At 32.9% G+C, this 21,018-nt stretch carries 20 protein-coding genes; 10 read left to right on the forward strand and 10 right to left on the reverse strand.

Annotated features, from left to right (window positions below):
* Positions 1 to 57 precede the first annotated feature (57 nt).
* The 6 genes from Q0975_RS15105 to Q0975_RS15130 form a co-directional block, all read right to left on the reverse strand.
* The gene (locus Q0975_RS15105; protein WP_299438102.1) at positions 58 to 1,053 is read right to left on the reverse strand and encodes an NAD-dependent epimerase/dehydratase family protein; all 996 of its coding nucleotides are present in this window, start codon (positions 1,051 to 1,053) and stop codon (positions 58 to 60) included.
* Positions 1,054 to 1,202: 149 nt separating this feature from the next.
* Complete coding sequence (locus Q0975_RS15110; protein ID WP_299257466.1) at positions 1,203 to 1,394, reverse strand: cold-shock protein; 192 nt, start codon at positions 1,392 to 1,394, stop codon at positions 1,203 to 1,205.
* Between the two features lie 124 nt (positions 1,395 to 1,518).
* Positions 1,519 to 2,850 carry an amidohydrolase family protein gene (locus tag Q0975_RS15115; protein WP_299438104.1) on the reverse strand — a complete coding sequence of 444 codons (1,332 nt, stop codon included), beginning with the start codon at positions 2,848 to 2,850 and terminating at the stop codon, positions 1,519 to 1,521.
* A 90-nt stretch (positions 2,851 to 2,940) separates the two neighbouring features.
* Complete coding sequence (locus Q0975_RS15120) at positions 2,941 to 4,035, reverse strand: helix-turn-helix domain-containing protein (protein ID WP_299438106.1); 1,095 nt, start codon at positions 4,033 to 4,035, stop codon at positions 2,941 to 2,943.
* 23 nt (positions 4,036 to 4,058) lie between these two features.
* The gene (locus Q0975_RS15125) at positions 4,059 to 5,105 is read right to left on the reverse strand and encodes an RluA family pseudouridine synthase (protein WP_299438108.1); all 1,047 of its coding nucleotides are present in this window, start codon (positions 5,103 to 5,105) and stop codon (positions 4,059 to 4,061) included.
* A gap of 27 nt (positions 5,106 to 5,132) precedes the next feature.
* Positions 5,133 to 5,711 (reverse strand): PASTA domain-containing protein, encoded by a 579-nt coding sequence (locus Q0975_RS15130; RefSeq protein WP_299438110.1) that lies wholly within the window; start codon positions 5,709 to 5,711, stop codon positions 5,133 to 5,135.
* A 94-nt stretch (positions 5,712 to 5,805) separates the two neighbouring features.
* Here Q0975_RS15130 and Q0975_RS15135 point away from each other — a divergent pair, with 94 nt between their 5' ends.
* The 9 genes from Q0975_RS15135 to Q0975_RS15175 all read left to right on the forward strand — a co-directional run bounded on the left by Q0975_RS15135 (position 5,806) and on the right by Q0975_RS15175 (position 15,093).
* Positions 5,806 to 6,789, forward strand: coding sequence for a D-alanine--D-alanine ligase (locus Q0975_RS15135; RefSeq protein ID WP_299438112.1), 984 nt, complete (start codon positions 5,806 to 5,808; stop codon positions 6,787 to 6,789).
* A gap of 80 nt (positions 6,790 to 6,869) precedes the next feature.
* Complete coding sequence (gene coaD, locus Q0975_RS15140; RefSeq protein ID WP_299438114.1) at positions 6,870 to 7,331, forward strand: pantetheine-phosphate adenylyltransferase; 462 nt, start codon at positions 6,870 to 6,872, stop codon at positions 7,329 to 7,331.
* 29 nt (positions 7,332 to 7,360) lie between these two features.
* Complete coding sequence (locus Q0975_RS15145) at positions 7,361 to 8,095, forward strand: hypothetical protein (protein WP_299438115.1); 735 nt, start codon at positions 7,361 to 7,363, stop codon at positions 8,093 to 8,095.
* A 2-nt stretch (positions 8,096 to 8,097) separates the two neighbouring features.
* The gene (locus Q0975_RS15150; protein ID WP_299438117.1) at positions 8,098 to 8,490 is read left to right on the forward strand and encodes a VOC family protein; all 393 of its coding nucleotides are present in this window, start codon (positions 8,098 to 8,100) and stop codon (positions 8,488 to 8,490) included.
* 55 nt (positions 8,491 to 8,545) lie between these two features.
* Complete coding sequence (locus Q0975_RS15155; protein ID WP_299438119.1) at positions 8,546 to 9,943, forward strand: DUF1800 domain-containing protein; 1,398 nt, start codon at positions 8,546 to 8,548, stop codon at positions 9,941 to 9,943.
* An 11-nt stretch (positions 9,944 to 9,954) separates the two neighbouring features.
* Positions 9,955 to 11,148, forward strand: coding sequence for a DUF1501 domain-containing protein (locus tag Q0975_RS15160; RefSeq protein ID WP_299438121.1), 1,194 nt, complete (start codon positions 9,955 to 9,957; stop codon positions 11,146 to 11,148).
* A gap of 109 nt (positions 11,149 to 11,257) precedes the next feature.
* Positions 11,258 to 13,444, forward strand: coding sequence for a M28 family metallopeptidase (locus Q0975_RS15165; protein WP_299438123.1), 2,187 nt, complete (start codon positions 11,258 to 11,260; stop codon positions 13,442 to 13,444).
* Positions 13,445 to 13,782: 338 nt separating this feature from the next.
* On the forward strand, positions 13,783 to 14,124 hold the full coding sequence (locus tag Q0975_RS15170; RefSeq protein WP_299438125.1) for a hypothetical protein: 342 nt from the start codon (positions 13,783 to 13,785) through the stop codon (positions 14,122 to 14,124).
* Positions 14,125 to 14,271: 147 nt separating this feature from the next.
* A complete protein-coding gene (locus tag Q0975_RS15175) occupies positions 14,272 to 15,093 on the forward strand; it encodes a class I SAM-dependent methyltransferase (protein WP_299438127.1) in 822 nt (273 codons plus the stop codon).
* On the opposite strand, the gene Q0975_RS15180 is transcribed toward Q0975_RS15175, so the two are convergent.
* From Q0975_RS15180 to Q0975_RS15195, 4 genes are read right to left on the reverse strand one after another with little or no spacing between them, the layout of a single operon-like run.
* Positions 15,090 to 15,308 carry a hypothetical protein gene (locus Q0975_RS15180; RefSeq protein ID WP_299438129.1) on the reverse strand — a complete coding sequence of 73 codons (219 nt, stop codon included), beginning with the start codon at positions 15,306 to 15,308 and terminating at the stop codon, positions 15,090 to 15,092. The two genes, Q0975_RS15175 and Q0975_RS15180, sit on opposite strands and share 4 nt — an antisense overlap.
* The gene (locus Q0975_RS15185; protein ID WP_299438131.1) at positions 15,305 to 16,699 is read right to left on the reverse strand and encodes a radical SAM protein; all 1,395 of its coding nucleotides are present in this window, start codon (positions 16,697 to 16,699) and stop codon (positions 15,305 to 15,307) included. Before Q0975_RS15185 ends, Q0975_RS15180 begins: the two co-directional genes overlap by 4 nt.
* Entirely contained in the window at positions 16,689 to 17,432 is a 744-nt protein-coding gene (locus Q0975_RS15190) for a prolipoprotein diacylglyceryl transferase family protein (RefSeq protein WP_299438133.1), read from the reverse strand. Before Q0975_RS15190 ends, Q0975_RS15185 begins: the two co-directional genes overlap by 11 nt.
* Positions 17,433 to 17,474: 42 nt before the next feature.
* Positions 17,475 to 19,118: a SulP family inorganic anion transporter gene (locus Q0975_RS15195; RefSeq protein ID WP_299438134.1), complete on the reverse strand. Its 1,644-nt coding sequence runs from the start codon at positions 19,116 to 19,118 to the stop codon at positions 17,475 to 17,477.
* A 151-nt stretch (positions 19,119 to 19,269) separates the two neighbouring features.
* Here Q0975_RS15195 and Q0975_RS15200 point away from each other — a divergent pair, with 151 nt between their 5' ends.
* The gene (locus Q0975_RS15200; RefSeq protein ID WP_299438136.1) at positions 19,270 to 21,015 is read left to right on the forward strand and encodes a M14 family metallopeptidase; all 1,746 of its coding nucleotides are present in this window, start codon (positions 19,270 to 19,272) and stop codon (positions 21,013 to 21,015) included.
* Positions 21,016 to 21,018 lie beyond the last annotated feature (3 nt).

The following is a 21,018-nucleotide window of genomic DNA, read 5'->3' on the forward strand; positions in this document are numbered from 1 at the left end:
AATTCTTGTCTATTCGGGTATCGAAATGTTCTATATGATAAAACGTTTTAAGTAATATTATGATATATAGCGCTCTTTTTTAAACCAATCAATGGTTTTTTGAATCGTTTCATCTAAAGAAACTTTTGGTTCATATCCAAGTTCTCTTTTTGTTTTTTCTCCATTAAGAAATTGTCCAGCGGACATTACTGCAATGGCAGTATCGTTAAGCAAAGGAAGCTCACCTCCAAACACTTTATATTTTGTCATTTTAATCTTGGATACCATTTTCGCAAGTTGTAAAGAAACTTTTTTTGGCATTTTTGAAAGTTTAGCGGTTTGAACTATTTTCTTAACTAAACCTTCCATCGATATATTTTCGCCTGTGATTAAATACCGCTCTCCTATTTTCCCATTCAGACAAGCTAACAATAGGCCTCTTGCCGCATCGCCCGCATACACTACATTTCTATTACCATCTACATATCCAGGTAATGTTTGATTTACTGTGTTTGTTATTAAACGCCCTGTTGATGGACCATAATCAAACTCACCAAAAGTCATAGAAGGTATACCTATTACAATAGGAGTACCTAATTCTGCAGCTTCTCTGGCTATTTTATCCATTATCCATTTAACCTGAACATATGCTGATTTATTTTGCGGACTTTCAATATATATTGACTCTTCACTACCTATTCCATCTAGAGATTGCGGGATTGCAATTGCGCCTCCTAAATACAACCCTTTTTTTACATTGCTTTCGTTAATTGCATTAACGAAATTATACATTTGATTCTCTGCTGTATTAATTTCAACTTTAAGTGGCTTTGGCTTCGTTGGATAATACCCTCCACAATTCAAAATATAATCTAATCCATCAAATGACTTTTTTAGACTATCACCATCATTTAAATCTGTGACCCGACTTTCAAAACTTAAATCCTTAATAATGGAAAGATTGGAGGTTTCTCTATGTAATACAACTAGCTGGTTTTCTGTATTATCAGTAATAGCTTTTGCGACGTGATGACCAATCATTCCTGTAGCTCCAATAACTCCTATCTTACTCATTTATATTGGTTTTATTTAAAATTAATTCTACCTATAATTAACAACACTAACCAAATTAATAGTTCTTAATATTTGATTAAAATTCAAAGAAAACAAAAAAAGCCTGTCCAAAAGGACAGGCTTATGTTTTAAAAAAGTCAATATGTATATTATAATACTTTCACGTTTACCGCGTTCATTCCTTTTTTACCTTCTTGTAAATCAAACTCTACTTCGTCACCTTCACGAACTTCGTCGATTAAGCCTGAAATGTGTACGAAATGGTCTTTGTTTGATCCTTCTTCTGTGATGAATCCAAATCCTTTGGAGTCATTAAAAAATTTTACTGTTCCTTTGTTCATTATAAATAATTAAAGCGCGAAGATAATATTATTTCCTGAGCATTCCTTGTTTATTTCAAAATAAAGTATTTAGTAACATTTATTTAATATTGAAATCCAGTAATCATAATAGAAATTTTATCTGCTAATTTTTTGTTTTTTTTACTTTATACTCAACATCCTTCAACATCAAATCAAGTGTTTTTCTATCTAGCCATTTCCCTTTAAGCACCACTCCCTCAATAGTTTTGGTGTTTTGTATGTTTTCTAATGGATTTTTATTCAATAACACCAGATCTGCAAATTTACCTTCCGCAATAGTACCACTTGATTCTCTATTTAGATATTTAGCAGGGTTTACCGTTACAGTTTTTAAGGTTTCATAAGGTGATAATCCTGCTTCACAGATCAACTCCAACTCTCTATGTAATGAAAAACCTGGCAAAAACAATCCATACGTATCACTTCCTGCCAATAATGAAACATTTTCATCACTTAATATCTTAGTAAACTTCTTTTGCCATTGTAGCTCTTTTTGCAGTCTAACCAGGGATTCTGGAGCTGTAAACCAGGAATTGGTTCTATAATGAATGCTGTCAGACATACAATAAGCAGCATATTTTTCTGGAAGATATTTTATTTCATCGCTTTTCTTCAAAACCTCAAATTTCTGATCATCAGCATATCGACCAATCATTTCGAAAATACCTAAAGTGGGCGAAACATAAACGCCACTTTTTTTTATTTTGATCGCGGCTTGCTTAAGATATTTAGGATCTTCTTTTTGTTCAGAACTAAAAATATTCATGAATTCTTCTATGTGGGCGATTGATTTCATTTTAAGTGAATATTCTAAAGGTAGCTTTCTTTGACCATGTCCAATAATAGGAATATTATGTTTTGTTGTCTCTTCTATAAGTTTCAGATACATTTCTTTCGGTAAGTTATCTGCTATTTTCAGAAAATCATATCCTCTCTCTTTGTGCATTTTCACCATATTTACAACATCATCAATTGTTTGTAAATCTCCTGCTTTAAGATACGGTCCAGAAGTCACATAATAAGGCGCCAATATTTTGTTGATATTAGCTTGCTCTCTTATTTTTATTTGATCTTGACCTTCATACTCTGCCATATTTCTAGCTGTAGTGACACCATTGGCTATCAATAATTTGAATTCATTTTGTGCATTGTTTTCCAAATGATAATGCATTTCTGCTAAACCAGGAATCAGATATTTATCTTTAGCATAGATAACACTATCTACATCTTCCGTGATTTTAGCCGAAACTGGTTCAATTTTGGATATTCTTCCATTTACAATTATCACCCGTTGATTATATAATACAACTTCCCTATTCATCGGAATAACATTAACATTTTCGAAAGCAATACTTTTTTGTTGAGCTTGTAATATCCCAAAGTTGTATACACATAAAATGCAATAAGAAATAAAGGTTTTACTAAATTTAAACATCTGTTGCTGTTTTGATTATTAACAGTGTCAAACCTAGTAAGAATGATTATTCACAATGTTCAGGATTGTAAGATTCTGAGAAATCCGAACCTATTTTTGTTCCTTTTTAAACGTATTTGGAGACATTCCCGTTTCTTTTTTGAAGGCAGTATAAAAAGTCGTTTTAGATTTAAAACCCGCCTCCATACCAATAGCTAACAAACTATACTTATCAAAATCTTGGTCAAGAATCATCCGTTTTATATCATTTACTCTATAATGATTAATAAACTCAGAAAAATTCATACTACAATTGGTATTTATCTGCTGTGAGAGATAACCACTACTTATTCCCAATCTTTTAGCAACCAAGTCTCTACTTAGATCAGGATTATGATGTATCTGTTCTTCTTGTATAAGGATCATCAACTGATCTATATATGGATTCCTGTCATTCTTTATTAAAGACTTTATATCTTTTGCAGAACTCCCAAGAAGTTGTCTTATCTCATACTGCTCATTAGACAATTTAAATTGATATAGTCCTTTATAAATTAACCAATACATAAAAACTGAAACTGCAACCCATAAAAATGTCAAAGGCATCTTAGAACCAAAAAGAAACCGATGTCCTTCTAAAACAATTCCATAAAGCTCTAAAAAAGACATAAATATCCAGATCCATTTAACCCACTTAATAGCAACTTTTGCGTTAGCATAAAAAACAAACTTGGCTGAAAAAAACATTAAAATAATCGGGAAAATAATTGAAAAGATACTTACTCCCTTATAGAAGTAAAATATGATTTCTTTCTTGTGTACCAAGGTAATCTCATACAATCCAAATATGGTATCCAGAGAGATCAGAATATTTATAATACTCAATAAAACGAATGGAATATATAAAAGCTTACGCTTCTTTATTTCTACAAACGGATGCTTTACTTTCTTTAGAAAAAAAATAAACAATGTTACCGGGTATAGAAACTGCCATAAAAAAAGATCCGAAATCGAAATGATTATCGGGTTTCTTCCTAAATCCCAAAACCAGTTATTTATCCCAATAATGGATAATATTACAAGTGTATACGCTAAATAAGAATGATCTTTATTTTTGAAAAATCTGGAAAACAGAATAATAAGCCCTAAAATGGATCCATGAATAATTCCTATTAGGGTAAAAATTTCTATAAAAGATATTTCCATTTCTTTATTTGAACTCCAATACGCTAAGTATCCAACTGATTCTTAGCATACTTTCTCCAACGCTCTACACATTGCTGCATATCATTAGGAATAGAAGTCTCAAAATTCATTTTTTCTCCGGTTACTGGATGTATGAAACCTAAAGTCCTTGCATGCAAAGCTTGTCTTGGCAGCACTTTAAAGCAATTTTCTACAAACTGCTTATACTTCGTGAAAGTGGTTCCTTTAAGGATTTTTTCTCCTCCATAACGTTCATCATTAAACAAAGTGTGGCCTATATACTTCATATGCACACGGATCTGATGTGTTCTTCCTGTTTCTAATTGACAAGAAACCAAAGTAACATATCCTAAGCGTTCTATAACTTTATAATGTGTAACTGCTGGCTTTCCTTTATCAGCTTCATCTCCTTCAAAAACAGTGTTTTGCAACCTGTTTTTAGGGTGACGTCCTATATTACCTTCAATAGTACCTTCTTCTTCATTCATATTACCCCAAGCAATTGCCACGTATTCGCGCTCCGAAGTTTTATCAAAAAACTGCTTTGCCAAATGTGTCATAGCTTCTTCAGTTTTAGCAACTACCAATAAACCACTAGTATCCTTATCAATACGATGCACTAATCCAGGACGATCACTACTATTGTTAGGAAGATTATCAAAATGATAGATTAAAGCATTAATCAAAGTTCCTGAATAATTTCCATGTCCCGGATGAACAACCATTCCCGCTGGCTTATTAACCACTAATAGCACATCATCCTCATATACAATATCTAACGGAATATCTTCTGGAATCAATAAATTCTCATACGGAGGATGTGAAAACAAAACCCGGACAACATCATTTGGCTTTACCTTATAATTAGACTTTACCGCAACGTCATTAACAAATACGCTTCCATCCTTAGCGGCTTGCTGAATTTTATTTCGAGTAGCATTCTCCACAAAATTCATCAAAAACTTATCTACACGTAAAGGAATTTGCCCTGCTCCTGCTACAACACGATGATGTTCATATAGATCATCTTCATTAGGTCCTAAATCTTCAATATCTGGGTTTTCTTCCAAAAGTACGTTATTTATGTATTTTTAATTTTATTGAGAAAGTCTAAGATTCCCGCTTTCGTCACCTACAACAAGATCAATCGTCGACGTTTTCATTATTTTATCACCTGGTTTCAAAGATTTTCCTTTATACCTAAGCTCAAGCACCTGATCTGAAGGATCTGGTTTATAAGTAATCGAACCTATCTTAAATCCAAGAGCCACCAGTCTTGGCTCTACTTGTCTTCTGGTTTTACGAATCACATCCGGCACCTCAATCTTACGATAACCTGAAGGATTTAGCGTAACATAGATTTTTCTATTTTCTTTAACCATATTACCGGCTACAGGGTTTTGCTCTATTACCGAATATCTAGGAAAATCAGGATTAAAATTAGCAGAATCCTGAACCTCATATCGTAAATCCTTAGATTCTACAAGTGTTTTTACTTCATCTAATGTCTTCTTGCTCAAACTCGGCACTACAATTCGCTGATCGTGATTGGTAGAGCTATCCAACCACTTTAATGCTACAAAACATAAAATCGCAATCATCGCAATTGCAATTACTAGTTGAATAAGAAATGTCTTGCTCCAAATAAATCTAAAAAGGCCTTTAATAAAATCCATGTATCAATTGATAGTTTCGGCAAAGATATAAAAACGGAAACTTTTTAGCTTTTGTTGTGAGATAAATGATATTTTTGTTTGTAAACCATGTTCAATGAAGAAAAATATTGCCATCCTTATGGGAGGTTACTCCAGTGAATTTGACATTTCAATCCAAAGTGGAAATGTAGTATACAAGCACCTGGACAAAGACATATACAACCCATATCGCGTTCATATAACTAAAGATTCTTGGTATTATGTTGATGATAAAAATCAAAAAACCGACATAGATAGAAATGATTTTTCACTACATATAGATGGATCTAAAATCAATTTTGATGCAGCTTTTAATATTGTCCACGGCACTCCAGGAGAAGATGGTCTGTTACAAGCATATTTTGAGTTGATCGGTATTCCGCAAACGGCTTGTGATTTTTATCAAGCTGCTCTTACCTTTAACAAAAGAGATTGTATCAGTGTTCTAAAACCTTATGACATACCAACTGCTAAAAATTATTTTTTAAATAAAGGAGATGCAATCAATGCCAAAGCTATACTAGACACGGTAGGTTTACCTTGTTTTGTAAAAGCTAACAAGGCTGGAAGCAGCTATGGAGTCTCTAAAGTTAAAACCGAAGAAGAATTGCTCCCTGCAATTGATGTAGCTTACAAGGAAGATGATGAAATAATTATTGAATCTTTTCTAAGTGGAACAGAAGTTTCTGTAGGTGTGATTACTTATAAAGGAAAAGATACAGTGCTACCAATCACTGAAATTGTTTCTGAAAATGAATTTTTCGATTATGAAGCAAAGTACTTAGGGAAATCTCAAGAGATAACACCCGCTAGACTTAATGAAGAAGATGAAAAAAAAGTAAAAGATTTAGCTTTGAAAATATATCAAATACTTAAAATGAAAGGTTTCTCCAGAAGCGAATATATTTTTCATAATGGAGAACCTCATTTTGTGGAAATGAACACCAATCCCGGATTTAGCGAAGCTAGCATCTTACCTCAACAAGCAATTGCTGCTGGCATTAGTTTATCAGATTTACTAACCAATACCATTGAAGAAGCAATAAAAACAGGCAGTTAAAACACATCTAAAATTAGAGATGAAACTAATTTTTAACGTGTAACTTTACCTATCTTTATATAAATAATTACAAATCACTTATGAGAAGAGCTGTTTTTCCAGGTTCATTTGACCCTATCACTCTAGGACATTACGACATTATCGAAAGAGGATTGACTCTTTTTGATGAAGTTATCCTTGCTATTGGAGTAAATTCTGAAAAGAAATATATGTTCTCTTTAGAAGAACGAAAGCATTTTATTGAAGAAGCCTTCAAAGGTGAACCCAAAATTAAAGTAATGACCTATAAAGGGCTTACGGTAGATTTTTGTAAACAACAGGATGCTAATTTCATTCTCCGAGGTCTTAGAAATCCCGGAGATTTTGAATTTGAAAAAGCTATTGCCCACACAAATAGAAAACTAACAGAAATAGAAACTGTTTTTCTACTTACCTCCTCTGGGAAAAGTTATATTTCGTCATCTATTGTTCGTGATGTTATTAGAAACAATGGTGATTATACAGGGTTAGTACCTGATACCGTAATTGTCAAAAAAACATAAAATTCGCCAAATCCCCAAAACCCATACCTATGCAAACTATATCTAGTGCATATAAATTATTGTTATTCTTTTCTATGGCTGTGATTTTTTACTCTTGCAGCAGTGATGAATCAAACGATAACACTATAGATCCAGTAGGTTGTCTGGATTCTGACAGTATTATTTATGAAGAAAAAGATGGCTTGATTGCTGTCGAATTTGAAAGCATTTCGGATCACAATGATTGGATAAAAGAAAACACAATTACTGGATTTCTAGGAACAAACTATCTAGTTTGGACCGGAGACCAATTTTTGAATACTCCAGGTAATGGTCTTCTTACCTATAAAATAAAAATCAACAATCCAAGCACTTACAGATTTATCTGGAGATCTAGAGTAACAAACGGCACTTCTGGATCCGAACATAATGACTCATGGTTACGATTTGCTGATGCTTCTGGTTTTTATGGTAAAAAAGGAGAGAGTATTGTATATCCCGCAGATACAAATCAATCCCCTACTCCAAATGGTTCTAGTAAAGATGGTTGGTTTAAAATTTACAAAAGCGGTGCTGCAGAACAATGGAAATGGCAATCCTCTACCAGCGATAATGACGCACATGATATTTTTGTTCAATTTGATACATCTGGAATATACACAATGGAAGTTTCTGCGAGATCTACCTTTCACGCGCTTGATAGATTTGTTCTTTTTTCCGAAAATGTAGCGCAAAATGATGCTATAAATGAAACTGCTGTTTTGAGTGAAATAAGCTGTAATTAATCATGAAAAGAAATATTGGAGCTATTACCCTAGTTGTTAAAGAATATGATGAAGCTATTCATTATTATGTAAATAAGCTTAACTTCAAACTTATTGAAGACATTAAACTAAATGATAAAAAACGTTGGGTTACCATTGCTCCTGAAAACAGTTCTGAAACTACAATTCTACTAGCAGAAGCTGCTACTCAAGAACAGAAAAAAGCGATTGGATATCAAACAGGTGGTAGAGTTTTCTTATTCCTACATACTACTGATTTTTGGAAAGATTATAATGACATGAAATCCAAAGGAGTGTCTTTTCTTGAAGAACCTAGAGAGGAAATTTATGGAACCGTTGTCGTTTTTGAAGATTTATATGGCAATAAATGGGATCTTATAGAGCATAAAAATTAAAATCTTAATTAAACCTTCTTCCTAAATCACAGTCATATATACAAAGCCTGTGATTATGAGTACTTCTTTATCAGATAAACAAATACAGCATCTTTATTGGAGAACTGGTTTTGGGATCTCTTCATCAGAGCTAAAATCCGTTAGAAAGTTTTCAAAAAAACAAATGATAGATCGATTGTTTTTAGAGAGTCTAGAGGAGACTCCCCTATCACTTGATTTTGGAGCTTTACTCAAAAACCCAAGAGATCTATCTCGTGAAGAACGAAAGGAATTACGACAGGTTCGGAATAAAAAAATGTTAGAACTCAATGTACTTTGGATAAAACAGCTAGCAGAAACTAAGCAAACTCTCAGAGAAAAAATGACATTATTTTTTCACGATCATTTTGCGGTTCGATTAAAAACACCAAGAGCCAGTCTTCATCTCAATAATGTAATTAGAAAACACGCATTAGGAGACTTTAGAGACATGCTAATGGAAGTTTCTAAATCGCCAGCAATGTTATCATTTCTAAATAACAGGCAAAATAGAAAAAATAGTCCCAATGAAAACTTTGCACGTGAAGTTATGGAACTCTTCACACTAGGCAGAGATAATGGTTATACAGAAAAAGATATCAAAGAAGCAGCAAGAGCTTTTACAGGTTGGAACTTTAACAAGAATGGTTCTTTTGTATTTAGAAAAAATCATCACGATTTTGATTCTAAAACAGTTTTAGGAAAAACCGGAAACCTTACTGGAGAAGATGTTATTAAAATTCTTTTGGAGCAAAAGCAAACCGCTAAATATATCTCAGAAAAAATCTATAAATATTTTGTAAATGAAAAGATAAACCCAGAACACATAGAAGAATTAACAGATACCTTCTACAACGCCGATTACAATCTAGAGATCTTAATGCGAAAAATATTGATGAGTACTTGGTTTTACGAATTTCAAAATATAGGAGTAAAAATAAAATCACCTATAGAATTGATTGTTGGGTTAAGTAAACCGTTTCAGGTTGTATACAAGGATCCTAAAGTCCTTCTATACCTGCAACGAAAGTTAAATCAAACATTATTCCTTCCTCCCAATGTAGCTGGTTGGCCTGGTGGAAGGTCGTGGATCGATAACTCAACCTTGATGCTTCGTCTAAAATTAGCATCTGTGACACTAAATAGCGGAGTGATAGAACAGTATGATGATACTGATGACCAAACAACCATGATGAATAAACAGAAGTTTTATAAAAAGATGAAAACTCAAATTGAGAAGCGAGTAAAAGCAACACCAAATTGGGAAAACTTCCTTACTTCTTTAGAACAAAAAGACAAAAAAGAATTAATCGATTTCATAATACAACCCACATTATCGAATAGCGCATCTACTATGATTGCAAAAATTGATCCCATAAATACCAAAAGTTTTATTATTGAATTAATGAGTTTACCCGAATATCAACTTTGCTAAGCCCTTAAATTATGGACAGACGAAATTTCTTAAAACAATCAGTTTTTGCTTCAGGAATATCACTAGTTCCTTCTTTTCTAAAAGGAATGGAATTCTTATCTCCTAATCAATTATCAGGGTACAAAAACGTGATTATCATTCAACTCTCTGGTGGAAATGATGGCTTAAATAGCATTATACCAATCAGCAATGACATATACCATAGATTAAGGCCTTCTATTGCTAAAAAAGAAGGACAAACCTTAAAAATAACGAATGATCTGGCATTTAATGACAAGCTAAAAGAATTAAAAGGATTATATGACCAAGGAGAGGTATCTATTATTAATAATGTCGGATACCCAAATCCAAACAGATCACATTTCAGAAGTACGGACATCTGGCAAACGGCTAGTGATACTAACCAGTATTTATCAACAGGTTGGGTAGGCAGATATCTCGATGCTAATTGCCAGCATCCGTATCAAGCAATAGAAGTAGATAATTCACTTTCTCTCGCTATGAAGGGAAATAAGATGAACGGTATTGCTGTTTCTGATCCCAATCAGTTATATCGCACAACACGAGAACCTTTTTTTAATGATCTTGTAAACAATACTCATAAAGATATGCTGGATGAAGATAATCAAGGATATCTCTACAAAACTATGCTAGAAACCTACTCTTCTGCGTCTTACATTTATGAAACTTCTAAGATTTATACAACAGATACCGCATACCCACAATCAGCATTTGCTAGAAATCTAAAAACGATTGCCGATTTTATTGTTTCTGGATTAAAGACAAGAGTTTTCTATAGTTCTCTTGGTGGTTTTGATAGTCACGTAAACCAATTAAACAGTCAGGATAGATTATTAGGAATATATTCGGAAGCTATCGGTGCTTTAGTAAAAGATTTAAAAAAGAACAATCGATTTAAAGACACCTTAATACTTACTTTTTCTGAATTCGGTCGTCGTGTCAAGCAAAACGGAAGTCGTGGAACAGACCATGGAGCAGCCAATAATGTAATTGCTATTGGCGGTTCTCTTAAAAAACCAGGGATCTACAATGAAATCCCTAATTTATCAGACCTAGATGATAATGGTGATATTAAATTTAGTGTAGATTTCAGAAGTGTATATGCTACTATTTTAAACAATTGGCTAGAGGTAAATGATCAAGAAATTTTGAACACTAATTTTAAGAATTTAGGGTTTATATAGTTTCTTATTTGATTAAGTTGTTTTAGATTTAGCTACTCAAAAAGTAAATTACTTTTTTCGTCAATCAAATCATAAACATACATCATTCTTACTCACATCCTAATCAAAAATGAAAAACCACATATTCAATGTATTAGTGATTTCTATATCGCTAATATCTAATATTTCCCTAAGTCAAGAAAAACCTATAGATCCATTTGGCCCTATCAGCCCTAAAACTGGTCTTATCATCACTGATGATGCAACTAGGATGCTTATCCATAATAGCTCTGGAGACAGAGCTCATAACTATGTACAGCAAATATCTACTTGGGATCGTCAACAAAACACCAAAGATATCAACACAGCAACAGAGTGGGTTTCTAAAAAAGCAAAAGAATTCGGTTTACAAAATGTAACTATCGAAAAATTTGCTGCGGATGGTAAAACCGAATATTTTGGCAAAAGCTCGGATCCATTTTGGATTGCTAAAAAAGGGGAGCTATGGGCTAAGTCGCCTTACGAATTCAAAATCACTTCTTATGCTGACCTACCAATGTCATTGGCCACTAATAGCTATTCCACAAGTGCAACTGCGGAGTTAGTAGATATTGGTGCTGGAGTTTCGGATGTAGATTATCAAGACAAAGATCTAAAAGGGAACATTGTACTCACATCAAGTAATCCATATCGAGTTATCAGAAAAGCAATTTGGGAAAAAGGCGCCATTGGTATCATATCCTACTATTCTATTCCTTATTGGGACAAACCAAATCGTTTAGAAGGTGATTTTCCTGATCAAGTTGGCTGGAGTGGTATGCCTATGAGTGACGAAAAAGAAAAACAATCTTTTGCTTTTATGATTTCTCAGCGCAAAGCAAAGGAATTACAAGAAGTAATGAGAGCTAATAAAAAAGTAACCCTTTTTGCTGATATAGAAACAGAACATCGTAATGGAGAGCTCAACATAGTAAGTGGTGTTATTCCTGGTTCTAAATACCCAAATGAAGAAATAGTGATTACTGCACATATTGATCATTATAAACCTGGTGCCAACGATAATGCTTCAGGAAGTGCCGTAAGTCTGGAAATGATCCGCACCTTAAATCATCTTATAAAAACAAAACAGATAGATCGACCTCTTAGAACAATACGTTTTCTATGGTTGCCGGAATTTTCAGGAACAGAAGCTTGGTTTTCTAGACACGCAAATGACTCAAAAAAAATAATTCTGAACCTAAATATGGATATGCTTGGGGCAAATTTAACTAAAACAAATTCTTCTTTTGATGTTAGTTTTACTCCTGATTGGAATGCTTCTTTTGTTAATGCATATTCTATGTCTATTGTCGACTTTCTTAATAAATATAATAATTCCAGATATCCCAAAAGAAAAGATTTTCATATCATTTCTATAAATGGAACCAGAAATCATGTCAATGTACATAACCAACCATATACTAGAGGATCTGATCATCAAATTTTTAATGATTTCGGTATTCCAGGGATTGCATTCGGAACCTGGCCCGATAATTTTTATCATTCAAGCGAAGACACTCCAGACAAGGTAGATCCTACTCAACTACATAGAGTTGTATTTTCTGGATTAGCCTCTTTACTTATGACTGCTTATACAGATGTATCACAATTACAGCACATTACTGATTTAGTAGAATTATACGGAATAAAACGCCTGCAAGATGATGAATTTAAAGCTAAAAAAATCATCCTATTAGCAGATAATACTACAATAACTAAGAGTTCTTATTTTGCAGAAAAAATAATACAATTTGGATACGAGAGAGAACGTAAAGCTCTTCAATCCTGTCTTATTTTAAGTCAAGGAAAAGATAAAACAAATAACATTCGGCAAAAAATTGATTTATATAATGAAAAAGAAAAATTAACTTTAAATCAATTAAGACGTACCGCCAAAAAGAAAGCAACTTCAAAAAAAACTTTCTCTTTATCTGCTAACGAAAAAGAAGCTTCACTATTAATCCCACAAAGAGTAGCTGGTAAGGAGTTAGTAACATATTATGCTGCATTATCGACCATTAAAGATGTAACGTCTGTTAATTATAAGGATGTACAAAAAGGGATTAACAATGTATTAAGTGAACTAAGAGAACAAGAAGTTGGAGAATTACGCATTTATGATTTCCAAAATACGATTGCCAGTTACACAAATGGTAAAAGGTCATTAGTTGACATACGAGATGCTATGTTTGCGGAATATGGTATTGAAATACCTATAGATGTTATTAACGACCTATTTGAAATTTTTATAAAAGGAGGAGCCATGGTCTACAAGTAACCAAACCCAGAAAAATGCTCCTATTATTGATTCACAAAAACAACTACACTTTAACTATTTTTAAATCATATTTATCTTACAAACAAAAGATGTACTCCTCTTTTAAATTCGCTCAATTATTAGCGTAAATAGCACATTTTCAATCAGAAAATGTAATTAAAAACAGTCTACACCTAATAAAATGCTTAATAAAAAATACGGTAAAACCGTAAAAATTGTGTTGTTTATCGATATAAAGGATGTCTTCATCTAAAAGATTTGAAATCATTTTTATGACTAACCATTTCAGTGTAAATTTGTTACAAATCAAGTAGTAACTTCATTAAGCCCCAAACAATATGAAAACTATCATTCTTACAATAATCGTTTTATTTTCTTTTTCTAATATAATCGCTCAGGATACTGCATCTATAGAGATAAACAAAGAAGAAAACAACACGGTTAAGAGCACTAAGGTTGATTTTTATGAAACTTTGGTAGCAGTAAATAATTTTGATATCAAAATCAAAAAAATTGAAACGGCAACTACTGAGACTAAAACTGATTTCTACAAGGCTTTGATGATCAAGAATGGTTTTACTACTGATAGCAAAAAAAATACTCGTTTAGCAAATAACGATAATAAAGAAAAAGACAGTATAATTACTGATACCACACAAATTACTGGATTATTGCCGTAATTTTAAACATAAACATGTTATAAACACCACTATCTTCTTGCTTGACATAGTGGTGTTTTTTTTATGTTCATATTTAAAAAAAACAAAACCATCAATACTTAATAGAATATTTTTGATAATTTTAGAAATCAAAAATATTATGATAGTATGCAAATTCATGAAACCGCCTTTGTAGTATCTACATATAGATCACAATATGAAGATGTTAGCAAAGATATATATGCTAAACTTTGGAACAATTCTTCTACCGATAGTTTGATTCCTGAGATTCTAGAAAACGTTTCTACATACGAAGCAATTCTACACAGCCTTAGAAATAGATTTTTTTATGAAAGCATGAAATCTTTTTTTGAAAGTAATAAAGGCGGAACTCTGATTAATTTTGGATCTGGCTTTAGCATGTATCAATTCTTAATGAATGATAATGTTTCAACTATTGAGATTGACAAAAAAGACATTATTGACTACAAAAAGGAAAAAATAGATCAATGGATCCAAGAAAAGAAGTTACCCAATCGTGATATACTATACATATCATTAGATTTTAACACTCTATCGGAAGAAGAAATTGTAAAATCACTAAAACCTCATCTAAAAAAAGAGCCTATTTTTATATTATTAGAAGGAGTATTATTCTTTTTAGACCAACAAACAACGAAAAAATTATTCAAGGTTTTTCGAAACATACAACGATCAGGTGATATAGTGGGAAGTGTATCCTATCTTCCGGAAATAGAACACACCAAAGTTTACAGGAGACTACTTCATTATTTTGATAGTCACAATGACACCAACGACTCTTTTTCTCATCAAACCATATCCAATTCATATTATCAAAACATAGATGGATATACCTTAAAAGAGCACGTTGACGAATATAGTTTAGCAAAGACTTATGCTTCAGAATTTGGTATTAATGACAAAAATCAAATTCTTAATGAAAACATGTATCTGTTAAAAAGAGATTAATTTTGGCTTATCAAAGCCCCACAAATTCCTAACCCAACGACAAGATAGACACCAGCAAGGATAAAAAAGACTTTTCCTGCTTTACGGTTTTTAGTTCTAAAAAGGATCAAACCAATAATTCCTAATAGTACCGGAGGGCCTAATAATATCAATAATATGAAATAAACTATACCATTTAGGTTTCCTACTTCTAATAAAATTGAATTTGTAATCATACCGTCTCTTTTCTTAATTGTTTCAAATACTCTAGCTTATCATCCCTATAAAAAAGATTCATAGTCTCAAAAGGAATAATTTTATAATCCTTATTCACTATATGCACACACGATTTCTTAACAGCCCTTACATCAAAGTTATAAGCATCAATAAATTGCATAATAATAATTCTAAATAAGTTATCATACCCTAAATCCGGCGCATCAATCTCCGGCAAACAACACATAATAGATTTAAGGTTCTCTGAAGCTACATCTACGGAGTTCCCAGTACTAAACAATTCTAACATTTTACCATGCAATTCGGTATCCTGTTCATAAACAATAGTATTCTTACCATTATCTAATAAATCAGCTGGATTAATATATCGTGTTAAAGGAATAATTCCGTCCGCATTCTTCAATGCATATCCCATTACCAATGCATCTGGATTACAAGGAACAGGAATCAAATCATCCGACTCAAAAACAGGGAACTGCTCCAGTATTTTTCTGCGAACTTCTGTTAAAGTAATTCGATTTTCTTGCGTATCAAAATCTTCTAATCGGCCAGCAATCTGAGTGGGCTGTAGAGTTACTCCTCTCACACATTTCTGCTGAGTAGCAAAGGTTATGATTTCTCCTATCTCCTCATCATTCAAACCTTTTTCTAATGTTACTACCAAAGTGGTAGAAAGATTAAATTGATTTAAATTTTCAACAGCTTGTCTTCTTATCTTAGTCAGATCTTCGCCTCTCAATTTTTCTAAAACCTCCCCTTTCAATGAATCAAATTGCAGGTAGATTTCAAAATCAGGCATATATCCCGCTAATCGCTCCACAAACTTCAAATCCTTAGCAATTCTAACGCCGTTTGTATTTACCATTAAATGCCGAATGGGTAATTGTTTTGCGTAATCAAGTATCTCAAAAAATTGAGGATGTATAGTTGGCTCACCACCACTAATCTGAACGACATCAGGTTCTTTTTCATTTTCAACAATCGTATCCAACATTTTTTTTATTTCATCCAGCGTTCGATGTCTACCATAATGCGGTGATGAAGAGGCATAACACGTAGGACAGGTCAAATTGCACCTATCCGTAACTTCGATAATCGATAAGCAAGAATGTTGTTCATGATCTGGACACAATCCACAATCATATGGACATCCATAATCGGTAGTTGTGTTGAATTTATAAGGAAATTCCGAAGGTTTATTATAGTTTCTAATGCTCTTATAATATTCTATATCATCTGCTATCAACACTTTAGATCTACCGTGTTCAGGACATCGTTTTAGCATAAAAACCTTATCATCTTCAAAAACAATTTTGGCATCAATTCTCTTAAGACAAGTTGGACATAAACTTAATGTAAAATCGTAATAGGTATAGTTTCTAGTTGGCATAAAAGAATTTTCGGATGGTTTTTTGATAATAAATTAAGCATAAGATACACAAATACTGAATACTGCTAAGCCCCAGCACTAAAAAAGTATTCGGTTTTAAAAACTCTATCAAAAAACGAAAAAGGAAATAAGAAATCATAAAGCATTTAAAAAGCATACCAGATTCTAAATTGATTTTATTATGAAATCGCTTTAAAAGAATCCATAATAGTAATAGAAAAATCACTTCGAAAAGTGCAATTGGATATCTTAACAAACCATCTCCTAAATCCATTCCAAAAAAAGAGGTTGTCTGTTTTCCATAAGTAAATTCATTAATTCCTGCCAGAAAGCAACCTACTCTACCAATAATAATTCCCAGTATAATAGGAAACGTAAATAAATCACCAGAAGATTTTTCTTCTCCAATTATTTTTTTAGCCAATTCCACTCCAAGCAAACCTCCAAAAAGACCACCCATAATAGTTTTAGCACTTAACAACTGAACTACATATTCCAAACTAAACGACAAAAAAGAAGGGTTTTCTAAAAAACCAATAATTCTAGATCCTAAAAATGCACCAAAGACAGCGCCAATAATTATTGACAATCTATTAGAGGAAGATATTGGGTCGGTTATATTCTTTTTTAAAATTATATAATACCGAAATCCAACAAAAAAAGCAGCGTATTCTAAAATCAAATGGATATTCACTTTAATACCAAAAACAACAGGTTCAAAAGGGACATCCATTTAATACTTATTTCGACTTAGTGATCGAAATATACATTTTATTTATTTCATAGCTTTAGCCATCACGTGATATCTTGGATCATCAATATCATGTGCTATAACACTAGCTAATCTAGGAGAAGCTTTAATCATCAATGCTTGACATTCTTCACTTAGATGTTTTACACGAACTTTTTTACCAGCTTCTTCATACTTACCAACCAAATTAAAAATAGCTTCTAGCGCAGAATGATCACTTACACGAGATTCAATAAAATCAATTTCTACATTCTCTGGATCATTAGCTATATCAAACTTAGAGTTAAAAGCCTGTATACTTCCAAAGAATAGAGGACCCCAAATTTCATATACTTTCGTACCATCTTCTTTAATATGTTTTCTTGCTCGGATTTTTTTAGCATTCTCCCAAGCAAAAGCCAGTGCTGACATAATTACTCCTGCAATTACAGCCACTGCCAAATCAAAAAACACTGTTAGCAATGAAACCGAAATCAGAACAATAGCATCGGTTAATGGGATTTTATTCAATATTCTAAAACTAGACCAAGCAAACGTACCAATCACTACCATAAACATTACACCTACCAATGCTGCAATAGGAACCTGCTCAATTAATCCTGAAGCAAATAATATAAACATTAATAGCGTTACCGCAGCAACAATTCCGGATAAACGAGTACGTCCACCACCTTTAATATTTATAATGGATTGTCCAATCATTGCACAACCACCCATTCCACCAAAAAGACCTGTAACAATATTCGCACCACCTTGAGCAAGACATTCTCTATTAGAATTACCACGTGTCTCTGTTAATTCATCTATAAGGTTTAATGTCATCAATGATTCTATCAAACCAATTGCTGCAAGAATCAAAGCATATGGACCTATAAACCACAATGTTTTCCAGGTCATAGGCACTTTATTAAAAATATCAAACTGAAATTGAGGTAAACCTCCTTTAAGACCTTCTCCTCCTCCATCTTTAATAAAACTACCCACAGTAGCTGCATCCAATTTTCCAAGGATTACTATTGCAGAAACCACCAATATCGCAATTAAAGCTTCTGGTAACTTAGCCGTGGCTTTAATTTTAGGTAATCCCCACATAATTAACATAGTCAACAACACAAACCCAAACATAATCCATATAGAACCATTTGTTGTCAAACTAGTAAAAAACTCACTAAACCAAGTACCCATATCTCCCCAAAAGGAAACATCTTCAGACACCATATCTGGGAACATCCCTAACTGAGAAAGAAAAATCACAATTGCTAAACCATTTACAAATCCCATCATTACCGGATGGGGAATCAAACGTACAAATTTACCAAGCTTAAAAACACCTGCTAACATTTGGATAGCACCCATTAATATCACGGTAGCAAAAAGATAATACAACCCTAATTGTTCTCCTTCAGCACCCATTGCATTTCCTTCTGCAACGAGACTTACCATAACCACAGCCAGTGCACCGGTCGCTCCTGAAATCATACCTGGACGCCCACCAAAAACAGAAGTGATTAATCCGATCATAAATGCCGCATATAACCCTACCAAAGGATCTACTCCTGCTACAAATGCAAAAGCCACCGCTTCTGGAACCAAGGCTAAAGCCACAGTTAGACCAGACAGAATATCATTTTTGGCATTTGCCACTCTTTTTCTTACAAACTCAGTCATAATCAGTCTATTTTGAGGGTGCAAAAATACAGTTATTTTATGTCCTGACAAGTAAAATCAGGTTCTATCTATCTCCAAAACTCAACTAAAACGTTATAGAAGATTCAAAAATCGTAAAACTTAGTATATTTATCCCTTACATATATCACCTATGCGAATTACACTACTCACTATCAGCCTGGTAACGATTATTTCTTGTAACACTTCCCAAAAAAAATCTGCAGAAAATATTGATTTTACCACAATTTTCGAAAAAAGTGACGGTATGGAAACACCAACATACCCAGAAGTGATTACTTATTACAAAAATCTTTCTGAAGCATATCCAGAAATCCACATTCAAGAAATTGGAATGACGGACAGTGGCAACCCTTTACACATTATCGCCTTAAATCCTGATAAAGAATTTGATTTTGAAAAGATTCGAGAAACAAAACGGATTTTATTAATTAATAACGGAATTCATCCTGGAGAAAGCGATGGTATTGATGCCACTATGTTACTCTTTAGAGATATTGCTAAAGGAACTATTGAAGCCCCAAAGAACACTGTTTTAGTAGCTATTCCTATTTATAATATTGGAGGTGCTTTAAATCGAAATACAGGAACTCGCACCAATCAGAATGGTCCTAAAGCCTATGGTTTTAGAGGAAATGCTCGTAATTATGATCTGAACCGTGACTTTATAAAAAACGACACGAAAAATGCACAAACCTTTGCACGGATTTTCCATTTAGTACAGCCTGATGTTTTTATCGACAATCATGTTAGTAATGGAGCTGATTATCAATATACATTAACGCATTTGTTTACACAGCATAATAAATTAAGTGGTAAACTTGGTGATTATCTAAATACTGAAATGCATCCTCAGTTAGAAGCCTCTCTAACTAATAAGAATTGGGACATTACTCCATACGTAAATGTATGGGGAACAACACCCGACAAAGGTTGGACACAATTCATGGACTCTCCCAGATACTCTACAGGATACACTACACTATGGAATACTTTAGGAATGATGGTAGAAACTCACATGCTAAAACCCTACAAATCAAGAGTATTAGGCACGTATGAATTAATGAAATCAATGATTGCCATTACCGAAAAAGATGGAGAAAAAATCAAGAACCTTAGAAAACAGGCTTTTGAAGATTTACCTAAACAAAATACCTATGCTGTAAATTGGAAAGTAGACACCACCAAAACAACAGTTTTTAATTTTAAAGGATATGAAGGAAAGTATATCGAGAGTAAAATCACAGGAGTCAAACGACTAAAATACGATCAAAACGAACCGTACACTAAAGAAGTTCGATATCAAAATTACTTTACAGCAAGTACTGAAATCACTGTACCTAAAGCTTATATAATCCCTCAAGGATGGTGGAATATGAAAGAGAAATTAGATCTAAATAAAATATCCTACAAAACCTTAGAAAAGGATTCTACAATATCCGTAGAAGTGTATCATATCAATGATTACAAAAGCCGAAAAATGCCTTATGAAGGTCATTATCTCCACTATTTGACTTCTGTAATAAAAAGTATAGAAAAAATAGCCCTAAAAAAAGGAGATCTGATTATTCCTACTGATCAAAAAGGGTTTAGATACTTATTAGAAACATTAGAACCAGAAGCTCCAGATTCATTTTTTAACTGGAATTTCTTTGATACTATCTTACAACAAAAAGAAGGATTCTCACCATATGTTTGGGAGGATAAAGCTTTAGAACTATTAGAAAAAGATAAAAAACTAAAACAAAAGTTCGAAGAGAAGAAAAAAGATACTGCTTTTATTAAAAATTGGTATGCACAACTAGATTGGATTCATAAGCAATCTGACAACTATGAAAAAGCCCATATGAGGTATCCAGTGTATCGTGTTTTAAAATAGAAA

Source organism: uncultured Aquimarina sp., from assembly GCF_947500065.1.
Taxonomy (GTDB): domain Bacteria; phylum Bacteroidota; class Bacteroidia; order Flavobacteriales; family Flavobacteriaceae; genus Aquimarina.

Bases quoted from the DNA above. Each gene is read 5' to 3' on its own strand.
- Q0975_RS15105 (WP_299438102.1), bottom strand. From the start codon at position 1,053: ATGAGTAAGATAGGAGTTATTGGAGCTACAGGAATGATTGGTCATCAC.
- Q0975_RS15110 (WP_299257466.1), bottom strand. From the start codon at position 1,394: ATGAACAAAGGAACAGTAAAATTTTTTAATGACTCCAAAGGATTTGGA.
- Q0975_RS15115 (WP_299438104.1), bottom strand. From the start codon at position 2,850: ATGTTTAAATTTAGTAAAACCTTTATTTCTTATTGCATTTTATGTGTA.
- Q0975_RS15120 (WP_299438106.1), bottom strand. From the start codon at position 4,035: ATGGAAATATCTTTTATAGAAATTTTTACCCTAATAGGAATTATTCAT.
- Q0975_RS15130 (WP_299438110.1), bottom strand. From the start codon at position 5,711: ATGGATTTTATTAAAGGCCTTTTTAGATTTATTTGGAGCAAGACATTT.
- Q0975_RS15135 (WP_299438112.1), top strand. From the start codon at position 5,806: ATGAAGAAAAATATTGCCATCCTTATGGGAGGTTACTCCAGTGAATTT.
- coaD (WP_299438114.1), top strand. From the start codon at position 6,870: ATGAGAAGAGCTGTTTTTCCAGGTTCATTTGACCCTATCACTCTAGGA.
- Q0975_RS15145 (WP_299438115.1), top strand. From the start codon at position 7,361: ATGCAAACTATATCTAGTGCATATAAATTATTGTTATTCTTTTCTATG.
- Q0975_RS15150 (WP_299438117.1), top strand. From the start codon at position 8,098: ATGAAAAGAAATATTGGAGCTATTACCCTAGTTGTTAAAGAATATGAT.
- Q0975_RS15155 (WP_299438119.1), top strand. From the start codon at position 8,546: ATGAGTACTTCTTTATCAGATAAACAAATACAGCATCTTTATTGGAGA.
- Q0975_RS15160 (WP_299438121.1), top strand. From the start codon at position 9,955: ATGGACAGACGAAATTTCTTAAAACAATCAGTTTTTGCTTCAGGAATA.
- Q0975_RS15165 (WP_299438123.1), top strand. From the start codon at position 11,258: ATGAAAAACCACATATTCAATGTATTAGTGATTTCTATATCGCTAATA.
- Q0975_RS15170 (WP_299438125.1), top strand. From the start codon at position 13,783: ATGAAAACTATCATTCTTACAATAATCGTTTTATTTTCTTTTTCTAAT.
- Q0975_RS15175 (WP_299438127.1), top strand. From the start codon at position 14,272: ATGCAAATTCATGAAACCGCCTTTGTAGTATCTACATATAGATCACAA.
- Q0975_RS15180 (WP_299438129.1), bottom strand. From the start codon at position 15,308: ATGATTACAAATTCAATTTTATTAGAAGTAGGAAACCTAAATGGTATA.
- Q0975_RS15185 (WP_299438131.1), bottom strand. From the start codon at position 16,699: ATGCCAACTAGAAACTATACCTATTACGATTTTACATTAAGTTTATGT.
- Q0975_RS15190 (WP_299438133.1), bottom strand. From the start codon at position 17,432: ATGGATGTCCCTTTTGAACCTGTTGTTTTTGGTATTAAAGTGAATATC.
- Q0975_RS15195 (WP_299438134.1), bottom strand. From the start codon at position 19,118: ATGACTGAGTTTGTAAGAAAAAGAGTGGCAAATGCCAAAAATGATATT.
- Q0975_RS15200 (WP_299438136.1), top strand. From the start codon at position 19,270: ATGCGAATTACACTACTCACTATCAGCCTGGTAACGATTATTTCTTGT.